Source organism: uncultured Muriicola sp. (assembly GCF_947258935.1).
GTDB lineage: Bacteria > Bacteroidota > Bacteroidia > Flavobacteriales > Flavobacteriaceae > Muriicola.
This window is the reverse complement of sequence record NZ_CAMYKH010000046.1, coordinates 1-16,429: the sequence shown is the minus strand read 5'-3', so window position 1 is coordinate 16,429 and position 16,429 is coordinate 1. Positions and strand designations below refer to the sequence as shown.

Here is a 16,429-nt window from a genome sequence, read left to right as displayed (position 1 = left end):
AAAAATGGTGTCAAAAAGATCATTATCCTCAATGGACATGGAGATAATGCTCCAACATTGACCTATGCAGCACAGATGATCAACCGAGATGCGCATATTTTTGTATGTGTAGACACCGGTGAAAGCAGTGATATAGATCTTTACGATCTAATTGATACACCCAATGACATCCATGCCGGTGAAATTGAAACCAGTACTTCGCTTGCTATTCGTCCCGATATGGTACAAATGGACAAGGCCGTTAATGAAACATTGAAATTTGGAAGTAAATTTTTAGATTTTGACGATGTGCGAAGTGTAAATTGGTATGTAAGGACCGATAAGATATCAGAAAGCGGGGTCATGGGCGATCCTACCAAAGCCACTGCCGAAAAAGGAGAGAAAATGTGGGAACTGATGATACATCACATGGTACATCTGGTAGAATCTATTAAGAATACGCCACTAGATGATCTGTATCAAAAAAGTTATTAATGACAATAACCCGGGTTTCCTACGAAAGAATAGATCTGCAATTATCTATCCCTTATACCATAGCCTATGAAACGGTTTCGGAAATAAGCAATTATATCCTGAAAATTGAGACCAATACCATGATGGTGGGTTATGGCTGTGCTGCCCCAGACCTTGAAGTGACAGGAGAAACCCCTGAAATGGTTGAAGTAGCCATACGGAATTTCATCATCCCATTATTAAAGGGATCATCACCTTTCCATTATGCACGCCTGTTGCAAGATCTGAAGATTCATTGTAAAGACGACTCGTCAGCGCTGGCCATGGTAGACATGGCGTTGCTAGACCTAGTGTCCAAAAAGGCCAACTTACCTCTTTATCAATTCCTCGGCGGATACAGAGACAGTATAGCTACCAGTATCACGGTGGGCATCATGCCTTTGGATGAAACCCTAGAACAAGCAAAGGAATTCATTTTGCAAGGGTTCTCTATTCTTAAAATAAAAGGTGGATTAGTGCTGGAGGAGGATATTGCCAAAATGATACAGTTGCGGGAGCGTTTCCCTGATATTGTGCTGAGATTTGATGGAAATCAGGGGTATTCCGTGAAAGATTCGATCGCCTTCGTCAATGCCACGGCCTCTGTGGGAATTGAAATTTTTGAGCAGCCTACCAGAAAGAAACGCGGCAAAAAATTAGGCAAGGTAACACATAGGGTGGGGGTGCCGGTGATGGCAGATGAGAGTTTGAAAACCCTGGCCGATGCCTTTAATCTGGCCCGTAATGACTGGATCGATATGGTAAACATTAAGTTGATGAAGGTGGGCGGTATTTTGGAAGGGATGCATATAAATTCGGTTGCCAGGGCAGCCGGTTTAGAGGCCATGGTAGGCTGCCTGGATGAATCGGCCCTGGGGATCTCTGCCGGGCTCCATTTCGCCTTGTCCAGACCCAATATACATTTTGCCGATCTGGATGGTCATCTGGATCTTGAGAATGACCCCTTTACCGGGCTTTTTCGTCTCGAAAAAGGTATTTTATATCCATCTGAAGCATACGGACTAGGACACTCTGAGTAAAATTTGGAAAGATCCTGTGAGCAAATAATAACGTATATCAGCTAATTAAATAAAAAAATGATCGAAATAGATAATATAGAATTGTCATATCTCAACATTGATGATTATCAGGAATTAAAAGAAGCCATGATAGAGGCATATTCCACAATGGCCAATGCGTATTGGAAAGAACACCATATTCAAAAACTGATAGACCTGTTCCCTGAAGGGCAGGCTGTGATTAAGATCAATGGTGAATTGGCTGGATGTGCCTTATCTATAATAGTGGATTACACCGAGTTTGATGGTAGTCACACCTATAAAGATATAACCGGGAATTATACATTTAGTACGCATACTATGGAAGGGGATATGCTTTACGGCATAGACGTATTCATTAAGCCCGAATTTCGTGGATTACGCCTGGGGAGACGCTTATATGACTATCGGAAAGATCTTTGTGAACGCCTAAACTTAAAAGGAGTAGCCTTTGGAGGGCGTATACCTAATTATCATTTACATTCAGATACTTTATCACCCAAGGAATACATCCAGAAAGTACGAAGGAAGGAAATTCAGGATCCTGTTTTGAACTTTCAGATCTCAAATGATTTTCACCCTGCTAAGGTTATAAAAGGCTACCTGGAGGGCGATGAAGCTTCCAATGAATTTGCCGTCCTTATGGAATGGGATAATATCTATTATGAGAAACCCAATAAAAAGGCTGCTAACAGGAAAAAGGTTATCAGGCTGGGCCTTATTCAATGGCAAATGAGACCTTATAAAGATCTGGATGAATTGTTGCAGCATGCAGAATACTTCATCGATGCCGTTGCGGGCTATCGATCAGACTTTGCACTATTCCCGGAATTCTTCAATGCGCCTTTAATGGCAGATAATAACCATATGCCAGAATCCGAGGCAATACGTGAACTCGCCAAGCATACAGAAGAAATTGTAAAGAGATTCTCCGAATTTTCCATTTCCTATAACATTAACATTATCACCGGAAGCATGCCGGAAATGAAGGATGGCAAATTGGTAAATGCAGGCTATCTATGTAGGCGAGATGGCAGTATGGAACGCTATGAAAAATTACATGTTACTCCGGATGAGGCAAAGGTTTGGGGTATGCAGGGAGGCAAAGAATTAAGGACCTTTGATACCGATTGCGGAAAGATCGGAGTATTGATCTGTTACGATTCAGAATTTCCGGAATTAAGCAGAATACTGGCCGATGAAGGTATGGATATCTTGTTCATTCCTTTCCTGACGGATACACAAAACGGTTATTCGCGTGTAAGACATTGTGCCCAGGCAAGGGCTATAGAGAATGAATGCTATGTGGCCATAGCCGGTAGCGTAGGGAATTTACCCAATGTGCATAATATGGACATACAATTTGCTCAATCTATGGTATTTACACCTTGTGATTTTTCTTTTCCTACCAATGGGATCAAAGCAGAAGCCACTCCAAACACCGAAATGATCCTGATAGCGGATGTAGATATTGATCTTTTGCGTGAACTGAATCAGTTTGGCGCAGTAAGAAACCTGCGAGATCGTAGAAAAGATATTTTTGATCTTAAGCGAACGAAACAGTAATTGTGGAAACTGAATCTTCGTAGTTTAGGTATCCAGTATTTTTACCTCATCATTGAGTTGTTCTAAGGTGCTTTTTGCATCACCAAAGAGCATTTTGGTCTTGTGGTGAAAGAACAATTGGTTTTGAATACCGGCATATCCGGGACTCATACTCCGTTTCATGACCACTACATTCTTAGCTTCCCACACATTGATTACCGGCATTCCATAGACAGGACTTGCGGGGTCATCATAGGCCGCAGGGTTCACCACATCATTGGCACCGATCACCAGGACCATATCCGTATTTGGCATTTCCTCGTTAGCGTCTTCCATATCGAGTAATTTGGGATATGGGACGTCTGCTTCGGCCAGCAGTACATTCATATGTCCGGGCATACGACCTGCAACGGGATGGATGGCGTATTTCACATCTACACCGTTGGCTGAAAGGAGGTTGTCTAGCCTTTTTACAACTTTTTGAGCCTGTGCAACCGCTAAACCGTAACCGGGAACAATGATTACACTTTTAGAATAGTAGAGCTGTATGGCCAGATCCGTATAGGTTATTTCTTTGGCTAACTGTTTATCTCCATTATCGGTGGCTGTTTGATTGTTTTCCCCAAATCCACCTATTAATACATTGAGGAGTGAACGGTTCATGGCTTTGCACATTAAAACGGTAAGGATGATCCCTGCAGAACCCACCAATATGCCACCCACTAACATAATCTTATTTTCATAGATAAGTCCGGCCGCAGCTGCTGAAAGTCCCGTAAAGGCATTGAGCAGGGAGATAACTACCGGCATGTCTGCTCCCCCAATGGGAGCGACAAAGGAGAATCCATAGAGTAGAGCAAGTACCATCACCAATACGATATACCATAGTGTGGGATCGGCCATGTTGAGGTAAACATACGCACTCATGGCTAACAAGGCTCCCAGTAAAATAAGGTTTACAATGTTGTGTTTGGGAAAGGTTACCTGACTATCCTTTACGAGTCCCTGTAATTTGGCATAGGCCAACATACTCCCGGTAAAGGCAATGGCTCCAATCAGCAGTGTTATCAATAAAATTAGTAATTGTCCTTTACTCAGAATGGTAGCCCCATTTGCATATTGTGTCAATTCAGTAGATGCCAGTACAGCCGCACAGGCACCACCCAGCCCATTGAATACAGAGACCATTTGGGGCATTGCTGTCATTTCAATTTTTATGGCACTGATATAACCAATAATACCTCCCACCATCATGGCTCCGAAGATCCAGAGATAATTGTTGGGAGCATCTGTAATTGGGATAAACAAGGTTGCCAAAATTGCGACGACCATCCCAAAGGTTGCCAGAGCATTTCCTTTGCGAGCAGTGTCTGGGGAGCTCATCTGCTTTAAACCAATAACAAATGAGGTGGCCCCTAGAAGATAGATTAAATTAATAGCGGTAATGAGCATTTTATTTTTTCTTTTTGGAGAACATCTTTAACATTCGGTTGGTCACTGCAAAACCACCCACTACATTGATCATTCCCAACACTACACCTAAAGCTCCAAGGCTAAGGCTGAAGTAGTCAGTTGGTGCTGCATTGCGAATAAGCAAAATAGCACCTATGATCACTACCCCGCTAATGGCATTTGCGCCAGACATTAAGGGGGTATGTAATACGGTTGGAACTTTTGAGATCACTTCAAACCCCAGGATTACGGTGAAGATCAAAAGATAGATAAGGATCAGGTTATTTTCCAGATAGAGAAAGAGTTGTTCCATATAGTTTGCTTTTTCATTTTTTTAGTTCGCTATGTGAGTAAGGTTTTTGCTATGATCTCATTACTTAGGTCTAGCTGCAGTTGACCTTCTTTTACGATAAGTTTTAAATAGTTGGCCACATTATTGCTGTAAAAAAAGCTGGCATCCTTTGGCATATCGGCAGCCAGATAGCTATTGCCAACGATCTTCACTCCTTTGTAAATTATGGTCTTATTATCTTCCGTTACAGCGCAATTTCCTCCGGTTGAAGCTGCCAGATCTATGACCATAGAACCCGTCTTCATTTTGCTTACGGTCTCTTCCGTTAGAAGTATTGGGGCTTTTTTACCCATGATCTGGGCGGTAGTGATCACTATGTCCGATTTTGATGCCCGGTGCGCTACTTGTTCTTGTTGCTTGTTTAAAAACTCAGGTGTCTGTTCAACGGCATATCCTCCTGCATCTTTTTTATCGATGGCTCCCGGAACTACAACGAATTTAGCCCCCAGGCTTTCCACCTACTCTTTAGCCGCCGCACGCACGTCGAAGGCTTCCACCATAGCTCCCAATCTTCTGGCTGTGGCAATGGCCTGTAATCCGGCAACGCCTGCTCCTAATACCAGTACTTTACAGGGTTTTATACTACCTGCCGCTGTGATCATCATGGGAAAAAAACTCGGAGATTCATTGGCAGCTAATAAAACAGCTTTATAACCCGATATAGAGGCCATGGAGGATAAGATATCCATAGTTTGGGCGATAGTAGTTCTGGGGATTAGGTCCAGACTTACCGCCTTCAACTCTAGTTTCTTGATTTGTTCAATAAGGGCCTCGTTAGCAAAAGGGGAAAACATGGCTACCAGAAGGGCCCCTTTTTTAATGTGTTTAAGATCCTCCTTTGGGATGGGATTGATAGTAACGAGAATATCAGCCTCTTTCAGGACGGCATCCCTGCTTTTTATACTGGCGTATTTCTCGTATTTTGAATCAGGGAAACTGGCTAGTTCCCCGGCTTCTTTCTCGATCCAGAAGTCGGTATTTGTTACTTTAAACTTTTTGAGGGTGCTTGGAACAAGGGCAACACGTTGCTCGTGTGGTTCTTTGAGTATTCCTATAATCATATATGGTTAAATAACATCTAAGAGGCCTCAATGTAAGTATAAAATTTGGAAAATAACAAATTTGAAAAAGTGTTGGTATGTCAAAGATGTAATACTCTACAAAGAAATATATGAGAATATGCCTTATGCCTTTTAAGTCATACGACTTATTATAAATTATATTTACTTTATGTTACAACAATTGATGATTGAAGATCTATTATAATTCTTTTAGTTGATTCAATTGTTGGTCTTAAGAAAGGAATAAATGGCAAAGGAGATTTCCAAAATTGTAATCATTGGCGCCGGTTTTGGCGGTATAGAACTAGCCAAAGCCCTTAGAAATAAACCGATTGAGGTATTGTTGATCGATCAGCATAATTACCACAATTTTCAACCCCTTATGTACCAGGTTGCCACCGGGGGATTAGAACCCGGCAGTATTGCGTATCCGGTAAGGAGGATCTTCCGCCGTAACAAGAATGTTACATTCCGTATGGCGGAAGTTCAGGAAGTTGTGCCGACGGAGAATAAACTGCTAACAAGTATTGGAGAGATACGGTATGATTATCTGGTGATCGCCACGGGAAGTCAAAACAACTTTTTCAATTTCGAGCCTGTTAAGGATCAATTGCTAACCTTAAAATCTATTCCTGAGGCCCTTAATTTAAGGAGTTTTATTTTTCAAAATCTTGAGAAAGCGCTGACCAATACAGGGGATGAACCCCTGGAAGAGATCATGAATATCGCCATAGTAGGGGGTGGACCTGCCGGGATTGAACTTGCAGGGGCCTTAGCCGAGATGAAACGCTATGTGTTACCCAAGGATTTTCCTGAGTTAGATCTTTCCAAAATGAGTATAAATCTGTATGAGGCTTCGCCCAAATTGCTTGCGGCCATGTCCGAAGAAGCTTCGGCCAAATCTCTGGTTTATTTACAGCAATTAGGGATCAATGTATTTCTAAATGCACGGGTTCAATCATATGATGGTTCTAAAATTGCCTTAGAGGATAATACCTCTTTTAGGACAGATACGGTTATTTGGACGGCAGGTGTAAAAGGGGCACCTATTAAGGGATTACCACAATCTGCTATTATTGGAGGTAATAGAATAGCGGTCAATGAATATAATCAGGTGATAGCAGCCGAAAGAATTTTTGCTATTGGTGATGTGGCCGCTCATGTAACTCCCGAAGAACCAAAAGGATTACCCATGCTTGCGCCGGTAGCACAACAACATGGTAAGCTTTTGGCGAAGAATATAATCCAATTAACAAAAGATAGACCAATGAAAGCTTTTGACTATTCAGACAAGGGGGTCATGGCCACTATTGGGAGGAGAAAAGCCGTTGTAGACCTCAAAGTGTGGAAATTTCAGGGAACTTTTGCCTGGTTGGTATGGATGTTTGTCCATATCATGTCGCTGGTAGGTTTCAGGAATAAGATCGTTGCCTTCTTTGATTGGATGGTAAATTATTTTACCTATGATCGCCCTTTAGGACTTATTATCAGACCTTATAGAAGAGAAAATAAACCCCTGGATTAAAACTCATATTATTTTAGCAAGTAAATTATAGTAGTTAATCCTTTATCCCCATTTTATTAAGAATATCATCCATCAAACACCACTTTGTAATGGAGGATTGTAAGAGGTTGACACCTACAAAAGCCGTAAACCATAGCCAATGTATATTGTGGTAAATGGCCAATAAGAGGCTGATAAGTATAAAGGAGCCGGCAACGGCCCGTACTATTCTGTTTTTCATGATATTTTATTTAAATGGATCTTTCTATAGGAACTACAACCGCTTTTATTGGATTGTTGGTCTCTAGGTTTTGATTGAACTCTTCAATAAGTTTAAAAAGCAGATCAATATTTGTCTCCTGCGTAAAGGAGAAAAATAAACTGGATTCTATCCCACCTTTTTCACTGGGAAACCAACTTGCCGTTCGCACCATGGATGTGGTATTTTTATACCCATCAATATGTCCTTCACTAAAACTTTCAATATTAGCTTTTTTAAACAGTCGTAAAATTTCACTTTCAAATTCTTCAACGACCGTAACAATTAATAGTTTCATTTCTTCAATTTTTTAAGTAGACAGACTAGTTATTAGTGTCTCATTTTATCTTTTTTACTTCAACCCCAGCCTCCGGATAATTTTTGCGCTCAATCATATAGTATACCAGAGGGACTACCAGCAATGTAAGTACCGTAGAGACAATGGTCCCGCCCATCAATGAAATTGCCAAACCTTGAAAAATTGGATCAAAAAGAATAACGAACGCCCCAATTACTACGGTGCCTGCAGTTAATAAAATGGGGGTGGTCCTTACGGCACCGGCCTCTATAACAGCTTGTTTTATGGGTATTCCTTCCGCCAGCCGAAGGTTAACAAAGTCGATCAACAGTACGGAGTTTCGCACCATAATACCAGCTAATGCGATCATTCCGATAAAGGAAGTAGCTGTGAAAAATGCCCCCATCAGCCAATGCCCTAAAACAATGCCCACCAGGGAGAGAGGTATTGCAACCATCATAACTATAGGTGCCTTAAAATTTTGGAACCAGCCTACTATTAGAATATAAATAATAGCGATAACGCCCAGGAAGGCTATACCAAGATCGCGGAAAACCTCTAAGGTAATCTGCCATTCGCCATCCCATTTCACGGTATAATCATCTTCAAAATCTGGTTGTTTTATATAGAGTTCCTCAACATCATAGCCTTCAGGTAAATTCAAACCCTTCAACTTATCGGTCATGCCCAAAATAGCATAAACAGGGCTTTCTAATTTTCCCGCCATATCAGCCATCACATAGACCACTCTTTTTTGATTCTTTCTGTAAATACTCTTTGCACTTGTAACTTCCTCAATGGATGTCAAATCGCCAATGGTAAACATATTTCCCTGGTTCGATCTTACTTTCAATTGAGCGATATCACTAAGGGTCGATTTTTCCTTTTCATCTAAGGCCAATACCAACCCTACCTGGTTTGCGGCATCCTCATCATATAAATTCGTAACCGAACGTTCGGAAAGAGCCATATTTATGGTATACGCAATTTGTTGAGGTGTTACCCCGTATAACATCGCCTTTTCTTTATCAATTATAAATTGGTATTCTTGCTGATCATCCTCTACCATCCAATCAACGTCCACCACATCATCAGTATTTTTAAGAATACCCTGTACCTGATTTGCTATATCAATTTGCATGTCATAGTCAGGGCCATAGATCTCCCCTACAATAGTTGAAAGAACGGGAGGTCCTGGCGGCACTTCAACTATTTTGATGTTGGCATTGTACTTCGCTCCAATCTGTTGTATTTCCGGGCGATAACTACTTGCGATACCATGACTTTGGATACTTCGTTCCCCTTTGTCAATTAAATTGACCTGAATATCTGCCATATTGCTTCCACCCCGTAAATCGTAGTGCCGTACCAAACCATTGAAGGTTATGGGTGCCGAAGTACCCACATAACTTTGGTAGTTGACTACCTCCGGTCTTGTACGAAGGTATTGGGCAACTTCCTGAGTAACCACAGCTGTGCGCTCCAGGGTAGTGCCTTCTGGCATATCAATGACCACCTGAAACTCATTCTTGTTGTCAAATGGTAACATTTTAACAGCTACAGATTTTGTAAAGAACATTACCACCGAACCCAGGAGTAGCAAGAAGGTTATTCCCAGGAACACCCATCGATATTTTTTATTCTCTATCAATGGTTGTTCAAACTTGGCGTACATTCTATATATAAAGGTCTCCTCCAGTGTTTTTTCAGCTTTTTTGGCTGCCGTGGGAGAAGATTTCTCTTTTTGCCTAAGAAATATATACCCCAGATAGGGTGTAATGGTCAAGGCTACAAAGAGTGAAAGCAACATGGCAATTGATGCTCCTATGGGCATAGGTGACATATATGGCCCCATCAAACCAGAGACAAAGGCCATTGGTAAAACCGAGGCTATCACCGTAAAAGTGGCCAATATTGTTGGGTTTCCTACTTCGTTAATGGCGTAGAGAGCTGCCTGTTTAAATGGCAATCGTTTCATCTTAAAATGCCGGTGCATGTTCTCTGCGATGATAATGGAGTCGTCCACTACAATACCCGTAACAAATACCAATGCAAAAAGTGTGATTCGGTTTAGGGTATAATCTAGTATATAATAGCTCAACAAGGTGAGTGCGAAGGTGATTGGGACAGACAAGAATACCACCAAACCACCACGCCAGCCCATGGCCAACATCACTACAAAAGTAACAGCAATGATGGCTCCCATTAAGTGCATAAGCAGCTCGGATACCTTTTGCGAGGCAGTTTCTCCATAATTTCGGGATACTTCTACATACACATCATTTGGTATCAAATTCTTTCTGAGATGGTCCACCTTGTCCAAAATGATGTTCGATATCTTCATCGCATCTGCTCCTTTTCGTTTGGCAACGGAAATCGTAACCGCCGGGTATTCGGATCTAAAAGCTTCCGCCTTATCACTGGCCTGTCCAAACCCATGTGACACATAATTTTTGGGTATCTCAGGACCATCTTTAATGCTAGCAATCTGTTTCATGTAAATTGGGCGGTTTTGCTGAACGCCAACAACCAGGTTCTCCACATCGGATACGGTCTCCAAAAATTTACCGGTAGTGACCAGAAATTCCGTATCGTTCTTGTCAAAACTACCGCCGCTCAGTTGCTGATTATTTACTTTGATCATCTCAGCAACAGATAGAAAATCGAGTCCGCTGGCAGCCATTTTATCTTTGTCTAATACCACGCGTAACTGCCGGTTGCGACCACCTATTTTTTGGGTGGCTGAGACATCGTTTATTTTTTCAATCTCGCCTGTCAGTTCCTGTGCAATCTGTTTTAAGCGATAATCATCGTAATTCTCACTCCAAAGGGTTAGCCCCAGCATAGGTACATCGTCAATGGCACGGGTCTTCACAAGTGGGAAGGTTACCCCTTGCGGCATAATATCCATGTGCTTATTAATCTCGTTGTATAGCTTCACAAACGAGCGCTCAATATCCTCACCCACATAAAATTGAACAATAACCATTCCTTGTTCCTTCATTGAAGTTGAGTATACATATTCAACCCCCTTGATGTTAGAGATCAGTTTTTCCAAGGGTTTTGCTACCCGACTTTCCACCTCGGTTGGACTTGCACCAGGATAGCTTACAAAAATATCGGCCATTGGTACGTCTATCTGTGGTTCTTCTTCACGCGGAATTAAAAACGAGCTATATACTCCAATAACCATAAATACGATCATCAAAAGCACCGTTAATTTGCTGCCTATGAACATTTTGGCGATCTTTCCTGCTAAACCTTCTTTCATTTATCTTTATGTTTTTGGTAATTGAACCTGCTTTTTATTTTTAATGTTGAACTGTAGCGAAATAGCATTACATCCTACCCAATTGATTGTCCTATGGACGTTTTGCCTCGTCGGCAGGTCTAACTCCTGTTCTGTTTATTGAATTGAGATTTTAACCCCGTTGTATAACTTTCCTTCTGCTGAAACAATGTATTCTTCATCAGTAGAAAGCCCAGAAAGTACTTCCACTTTATCTCCTATAGCCCTACCCAGCCGTAGCCATCGAAGCATTGCCGTGTTATTCTGACTAATCGTATAAATTCCGGTTAATTGTCCCTTGTGAACTATTGCATCCTTTGGGATCATGATAGCTTTTGATGAATCTTCGACCATAGGGAATTGAACTGTGGCATACATACCTGATAAAATATTGGCATCTGAGGCATCCAAGAGTACTTTTACCATATACTGACCTCCTGTGTTCTTAGCCGAGGTGCTGACCTCAGTAATTTTTCCACTAATTAATTTACCTAACGATTTTAATTGCACATCTACTTCGGTGTCCTTCTGAATAGCCAGAATTTCTGATTCTGGCACCATCGCCAATATCTGGTATGCACCCGGTGATTCTACTTCTAATAATGGCATACCCGGGTTTGCCATATCTCCTGTATTTATGAACTTGTTGGTTACAACACCGCTAAAAGGTGCGCGTATATTGGCATAGGATAATTGCGCATTTACTTCGTTTTTCATTTGCCTGGCTGCTTCCAAACGGGCCTTGGACATTTTGAACTGGGCGGTCATATCATCTAACTCTTTTCGCGAGGCACTGTTATCTTGAAACAAAGCTGTATAGCGGTTATAATCTTTTTCGGCGTTGTTGAAAGCCGCTTCTGCTTCCGTTATTCCCGCATTTACCTGGGCTAATTTTGCAGAAACATCTACATTATTTACACTTAGCAAAAGCTGTCCATTACGAACTTTATCACCTACCTGAACATAAATTTTGTCTACATATCCCATCATTCGGGTGCTGATGTTGGCACTTTTGGCAGCTTCCACTTTGCCACTCACCGTTAAAAATGGATTGTTGCTGTCTTCGTAAACTGAACTTACCCTCACCTGCACAGCGGGAGAATTATCAGCTACCTTCTTTTTGTCTTCGCTACCACAACCAATTGCCAAAAAAGTTAGTGCGAGAAGTCCGATTATATAGTTGTTGTGTTTCATGTTTTTTTGTCTTGAGTCCTCTTATTATAAATGGGTTGATCTGTGTTTATTCTTTTGTCAAAAACTGTACATACGCCAGTGCGTAATTGTGTTGAAAAATTGTGTTATAGTACTCCAGTTGTTTTTGGGAATATTGTGTTTCAGCCAATAACAAATCGGTTGTCTTTTCTAAACCTTGTCCGAAACGATTCGTACGGATGCGCAATGATTCTTCGGATTGTAACAAGGCAAGTTTTGTTAAGCTCAGTTTGTTTTGCGCATCTTCTAAACTTCTTTTGGCCTTGTTGAGTTCTAATTGACTTTCTGATTTGTATTGGGCTAGCTTTAATTTCGATTTGTCGTATTCTGCCTTGCTCCTTTGCGATTTTCCGAAACGTTTGCTACCCTCAAATAGATTCCATTTCAGTTCTGCGCCAAATAAATATCCGTTGGCATTCCCCTGAAAAACTTCATCGTCATGTAACTCGTAGGTTCCAAACGCATTTAATCTTGGAAGAAAGGCCATTTGATCTGCTTTGTGCATTTGTCGATATGCCTCTGTAGCTGAATTTAATGCTAGGATGTCTTTCCGGCTTTCCAAAAGATTTTCTGTAGGTATTGCTTGATTAATTATGGCCAAGGAATCAGAAGGTTTTAATATTTGATCACTGTCGGCATTCATCAAAACAGATAAATAGTTACTGTTATTCAAAATATTACTATTGGCATACTGCAATTGATTATCAATTTCAGTCACTCGCACTTCTACAGCCAACACATCTGATTTTTGGAGATACCCCTGTGTAAAACTATTATCCGCGATACGTTTGTTTTCCAGGGCTGTTTCTTTGGCTTTCTTTAAAACGTCAACTGTCTTGTATGCCAGCTGTAGCTGCATATACGCCTTTTCAATTTCCAGGGCTATTAATTCTTGAGTACGTTCAGATTGTAATTCAGTGGCGGTCCATTTGGCTCTGGCTGCCTTGCGTTGAAAGATCCCATCGAAGTTCACAAGAGGTTGCTGTATCTCAACTCTGGTCGCAAAATCTTCTATTTGATTGGGGTTGTTTAATAGATCTGGATTAAAATCGGCTGCAGTCAGGATCTCCTGGTTGAGTTTTGAACCAAACGCCATAAGGGGATTGGTGGTGGCGATCCCGGTATGAGACACGCTGATATTAGGTAATAAAATGGCATTCGTCTGGTTGAAATCGCCCTTTGCAGCCAGGACATCTTGTTCGGCCATTTGAAGAGTATAATTGCTTTCCTTTACTTTGGCAATGACTTCCTCTTTTGTAATAAGCGTCGTAACCTGGGCAATTCCAAACTGAAAGGCAAGAAGTAAAAGCCATGCTAGTCTGTTCTTCATAGTAATTATTTATTTAAGACAAAATTAGAATAGAAAAACGTTATAAATGGTAACCAATGTTACTGAAGAAAAAGACTTGTTTACTATGATACGCTATTTTGTAGATTGACAGGATTACTAGGGACATATTTGATTTGCGACCATGGGCCGATTTTAACATAGTAGTGATTACTGCTGGTATGTCTGAGATTAAATATCCTGATTAGGATGCGCTTTATCACATCTTAGGGTACAGTTTTTTGAAGAGATTGATGGGTAAAAAAGGCGCTGCTAATCAATATTACTTGCATTCGTATTAACCCAATTTAAGGAATCAGCCTGGTTCCTTCAGCCAGCGAAACCTGGTATGAAGCAATGGAATGGTTAAAACGAGTAGTATACTTTTCAATCACAAGCTTAACAAAAGAATCGACCTTATTTTTTTTAACCAGGTTTAAGGTACATCCCCCAAAACCACCACCCATCATTCTTGCCCCCAACACATCTTCAGAATCTCTGGCCATATCCACCAGAAAATCGAGTTCTTCACAACTAACCTTGTATTGGTGTTGCAGGCCGGTATGAGATTTAAATAATAGTGTTCCGAATGCCCTAAGATCATTATTTCTTAATGCAGTGACAGCATCTAGTACACGTGCGTTCTCTTCCAGGACAAAAAGGGCTTTTTGGAAGGTGTTTTCCGAGAATTGGCCACTATTTTCAAGCAAGGTCTGCAGATCAAGGTCTCTCAGTGAGGCAAGACCCAGTTGTTGAGCAACCTTATAACACACGTCACGACGCTCATTATAGGCTGTATCTGCCAAGCTGTGTTTAACCTTTGTGTCTAATAAAAGAAGCGTAAACTCATCATTTTGAATAGGGATCACTTCAGACTGTAAGCTGTTGCAATCAAGAAAAAGAGCAGCATCTTTTTGGCCAAACATACTGGCATATTGATCCATAATGCCACATTGTACTCCTGCAAAATTGTTCTCAGCAGCTTGTGAAATTAAGATCATTTCCATTTTAGAGAAGCCCAGCTGAAAAAGTTCGTTCAAAGAGAAAACAAGAGCGTTTTCCAAAGCAGCTGATGATGAAAGTCCGGCCCCCGGTGGAATACTGCCTCCAAAAACCACATTAAAGGGAGGTGTTTTTATACCTTTTTTTTGAATTTCACTTATTACTCCCATAATATAGTTTTGCCATCCTCCCTTGGGGATCGGACTTAATTGACCTAATTCAAAGCTGAAGGTCTCTGAGATATCAATGGCCGTGGCCGTACAAAGAGGTTCCATGCTCTTTTGGATGGCCATTACTATGCCCATGTCAATAGCCGCGGGTAGCACATATCCCTTATTGTAATCTGTATGTTCCCCAATTAAATTGATTCGACCCGGAGAGAAGACCATAATAGGAGAGGTCCGGAAGTATTCCAGAAAATGATCCCTGACGGTACGCTTGAGTAGCTGTACTGTGGTATCAAAAATGCGCAAAAAAGCCGGATTAGTAGTGATGCAGTTGTTGAGAGGAGTTATAAATAACCTACATATAATGGATATTAACTTATTTTAACATATAAAACAGTATCTAAGGGTAAAATAGCATAGAAACTGGAAAATATCCTTGTTTTTTGGGATCCGCAATTGTCGGAATTTTGTCTTGTTAAATTTAAAATTGACTATCATGAGTAAATACACATATTATCCAACAATGTTTCATACAAATCCCTTTGCCTATAATTGGACGGAGATTTTGGAAGCACATGAAATGAATGCTAAGGAATTAATTTTAAAGAACACCCAGGCAACACAACTGGGGGTTGCTGAAATGTTTCTTTCTATTAGCAAGTTCTCGGCCTTTGACATACATGGAAATGAGCATTTTATAAAGGAATTTCCTAAACAGGCCGAATTGAATCCTAAGGGGATGCACACCGAATTTTTTATTAAAATAAAGAGTATGCTCGAACTAGAGGAGGGAGGTTACACCACCTTCCGATTCTATCTGGGGAAAAACGGGAATCGTTTATCATACAAGGACGGACGTAGTGAGACCATTACAGACGTAAAATATCTTGATTTTGAAATTAAAAACGGACTTCGGATTTCTGGTGATAAGAATAGGGAGGTAGTATTGCGATTCGATTTTACGCCTTTTACACTTGGCAGTTATTTTAGACCAATCCTAAACCTCTTTAAGAGATCCAAGACCTTTACAGGGAAATTGGCTGGTAGTTTAGGAAGTTAGAATTATCTGAACATAAATGAAAAGGCACCCGATTGGGTGCCTTTTTTATTTGAAATTATATTCGATCTTCAAAAACAAGCTTTCGGTTGTTAACTACACTTCACTAGAAGAAATCAGCAGCCTCTAATTATTCTTACTAGAGTTGGTTAATAGTTATAGCGTTGCTCTATTACATCCCATCCTTTGCAGGCATGGTAGTAACGCTCATGTCACGCACACATTCGTATTTCCCATCGTTTTTTTCGAAATATGACATATAATAGCCATTCTCTGTCTCAACGCCTTCTGCATTAAATTCGGTCCAGGAACCAATCTCCAGGGCTGAATTACCTTCGGCAAAAAGGTCAACAA

Annotated in this window: 13 protein-coding genes and 2 pseudogenes; 5 read left to right on the top strand and 10 right to left on the bottom strand. The window is 40.9% G+C overall.

What is annotated here, in order from left to right; all coding sequences use genetic code 11:
• The 3 genes from Q0X72_RS09125 to Q0X72_RS09115 form a co-directional block, all read left to right on the top strand.
• Positions 1-474 (top strand): creatininase family protein (locus tag Q0X72_RS09125; RefSeq protein WP_297764353.1); only part of this gene is annotated, 474 nt, incomplete at its 5' end.
• On the top strand, positions 474-1,532 hold the full coding sequence (locus Q0X72_RS09120) for a mandelate racemase/muconate lactonizing enzyme family protein (protein WP_297764352.1): 1,059 nt from the start codon (positions 474-476) through the stop codon (positions 1,530-1,532). The genes Q0X72_RS09125 and Q0X72_RS09120, both read left to right, overlap by 1 nt.
• Positions 1,533-1,589: 57 nt before the next feature.
• Positions 1,590-3,116, top strand: coding sequence for a carbon-nitrogen hydrolase family protein (locus tag Q0X72_RS09115; protein WP_297764350.1), 1,527 nt, complete (start codon positions 1,590-1,592; stop codon positions 3,114-3,116).
• Positions 3,117-3,140: 24 nt separating this feature from the next.
• On the opposite strand, the gene Q0X72_RS09110 is transcribed toward Q0X72_RS09115, so the two are convergent.
• The 3 genes and pseudogenes from Q0X72_RS09110 to Q0X72_RS09100 form a co-directional block, all read right to left on the bottom strand.
• On the bottom strand, positions 3,141-4,547 hold the full coding sequence (locus Q0X72_RS09110) for an NAD(P)(+) transhydrogenase (Re/Si-specific) subunit beta (protein WP_297764349.1): 1,407 nt from the start codon (positions 4,545-4,547) through the stop codon (positions 3,141-3,143).
• A gap of 1 nt (position 4,548) precedes the next feature.
• Positions 4,549-4,860 carry an NAD(P) transhydrogenase subunit alpha gene (locus Q0X72_RS09105; protein ID WP_297764348.1) on the bottom strand — a complete coding sequence of 104 codons (312 nt, stop codon included), beginning with the start codon at positions 4,858-4,860 and terminating at the stop codon, positions 4,549-4,551.
• Positions 4,861-4,889: 29 nt separating this feature from the next.
• Positions 4,890-5,960 (bottom strand): annotated as a pseudogene (locus Q0X72_RS09100) (NAD(P) transhydrogenase subunit alpha).
• Between the two features lie 247 nt (positions 5,961-6,207).
• Here Q0X72_RS09100 and Q0X72_RS09095 point away from each other — a divergent pair.
• Positions 6,208-7,485: an NAD(P)/FAD-dependent oxidoreductase gene (locus Q0X72_RS09095; protein WP_297764345.1), complete on the top strand. Its 1,278-nt coding sequence runs from the start codon at positions 6,208-6,210 to the stop codon at positions 7,483-7,485.
• A gap of 34 nt (positions 7,486-7,519) precedes the next feature.
• Here the strand turns inward: Q0X72_RS09095 and Q0X72_RS09090 are convergent, their stop codons facing one another.
• The 6 genes from Q0X72_RS09090 to galK all read right to left on the bottom strand — a co-directional run bounded on the left by Q0X72_RS09090 (position 7,520) and on the right by galK (position 15,324).
• Complete coding sequence (locus Q0X72_RS09090; RefSeq protein WP_297764342.1) at positions 7,520-7,705, bottom strand: DUF2892 domain-containing protein; 186 nt, start codon at positions 7,703-7,705, stop codon at positions 7,520-7,522.
• A 10-nt stretch (positions 7,706-7,715) separates the two neighbouring features.
• Positions 7,716-8,021: a hypothetical protein gene (locus Q0X72_RS09085; protein ID WP_297764340.1), complete on the bottom strand. Its 306-nt coding sequence runs from the start codon at positions 8,019-8,021 to the stop codon at positions 7,716-7,718.
• A gap of 40 nt (positions 8,022-8,061) precedes the next feature.
• A complete protein-coding gene (locus Q0X72_RS09080; protein ID WP_297764337.1) occupies positions 8,062-11,292 on the bottom strand; it encodes an efflux RND transporter permease subunit in 3,231 nt (1,076 codons plus the stop codon).
• Between the two features lie 135 nt (positions 11,293-11,427).
• Entirely contained in the window at positions 11,428-12,504 is a 1,077-nt protein-coding gene (locus Q0X72_RS09075) for an efflux RND transporter periplasmic adaptor subunit (protein ID WP_297764335.1), read from the bottom strand.
• Positions 12,505-12,550: 46 nt separating this feature from the next.
• Positions 12,551-13,852, bottom strand: coding sequence for a TolC family protein (locus Q0X72_RS09070; RefSeq protein WP_297764333.1), 1,302 nt, complete (start codon positions 13,850-13,852; stop codon positions 12,551-12,553).
• A 305-nt stretch (positions 13,853-14,157) separates the two neighbouring features.
• Complete coding sequence (gene galK, locus Q0X72_RS09065; RefSeq protein WP_297764331.1) at positions 14,158-15,324, bottom strand: galactokinase; 1,167 nt, start codon at positions 15,322-15,324, stop codon at positions 14,158-14,160.
• A 190-nt stretch (positions 15,325-15,514) separates the two neighbouring features.
• On the opposite strand from galK, the gene Q0X72_RS09060 reads away from it, so the two are divergent.
• Positions 15,515-16,078 carry a hypothetical protein gene (locus tag Q0X72_RS09060; RefSeq protein WP_297764329.1) on the top strand — a complete coding sequence of 188 codons (564 nt, stop codon included), beginning with the start codon at positions 15,515-15,517 and terminating at the stop codon, positions 16,076-16,078.
• Between the two features lie 169 nt (positions 16,079-16,247).
• Here the strand turns inward: Q0X72_RS09060 and Q0X72_RS09055 are convergent.
• Positions 16,248-16,429 (bottom strand): annotated as a pseudogene (locus Q0X72_RS09055) (hypothetical protein); the annotation flags it as partial.

What these genes read in the sequence shown, in the direction of transcription:
- Q0X72_RS09105 (WP_297764348.1), bottom strand. Translation starts at nt 4,860, where the DNA reads ATGGAACAACTCTTTCTCTATCTGGAAAATAACCTGATCCTTATCTAT.
- Q0X72_RS09080 (WP_297764337.1), bottom strand. Translation starts at nt 11,292, where the DNA reads ATGAAAGAAGGTTTAGCAGGAAAGATCGCCAAAATGTTCATAGGCAGC.
- Q0X72_RS09090 (WP_297764342.1), bottom strand. Translation starts at nt 7,705, where the DNA reads ATGAAAAACAGAATAGTACGGGCCGTTGCCGGCTCCTTTATACTTATC.
- Q0X72_RS09060 (WP_297764329.1), top strand. Translation starts at nt 15,515, where the DNA reads ATGAGTAAATACACATATTATCCAACAATGTTTCATACAAATCCCTTT.
- Q0X72_RS09085 (WP_297764340.1), bottom strand. Translation starts at nt 8,021, where the DNA reads ATGAAACTATTAATTGTTACGGTCGTTGAAGAATTTGAAAGTGAAATT.
- Q0X72_RS09095 (WP_297764345.1), top strand. Translation starts at nt 6,208, where the DNA reads ATGGCAAAGGAGATTTCCAAAATTGTAATCATTGGCGCCGGTTTTGGC.
- Q0X72_RS09075 (WP_297764335.1), bottom strand. Translation starts at nt 12,504, where the DNA reads ATGAAACACAACAACTATATAATCGGACTTCTCGCACTAACTTTTTTG.
- Q0X72_RS09120 (WP_297764352.1), top strand. Translation starts at nt 474, where the DNA reads ATGACAATAACCCGGGTTTCCTACGAAAGAATAGATCTGCAATTATCT.
- Q0X72_RS09110 (WP_297764349.1), bottom strand. Translation starts at nt 4,547, where the DNA reads ATGCTCATTACCGCTATTAATTTAATCTATCTTCTAGGGGCCACCTCA.
- Q0X72_RS09070 (WP_297764333.1), bottom strand. Translation starts at nt 13,852, where the DNA reads ATGAAGAACAGACTAGCATGGCTTTTACTTCTTGCCTTTCAGTTTGGA.
- Q0X72_RS09115 (WP_297764350.1), top strand. Translation starts at nt 1,590, where the DNA reads ATGATCGAAATAGATAATATAGAATTGTCATATCTCAACATTGATGAT.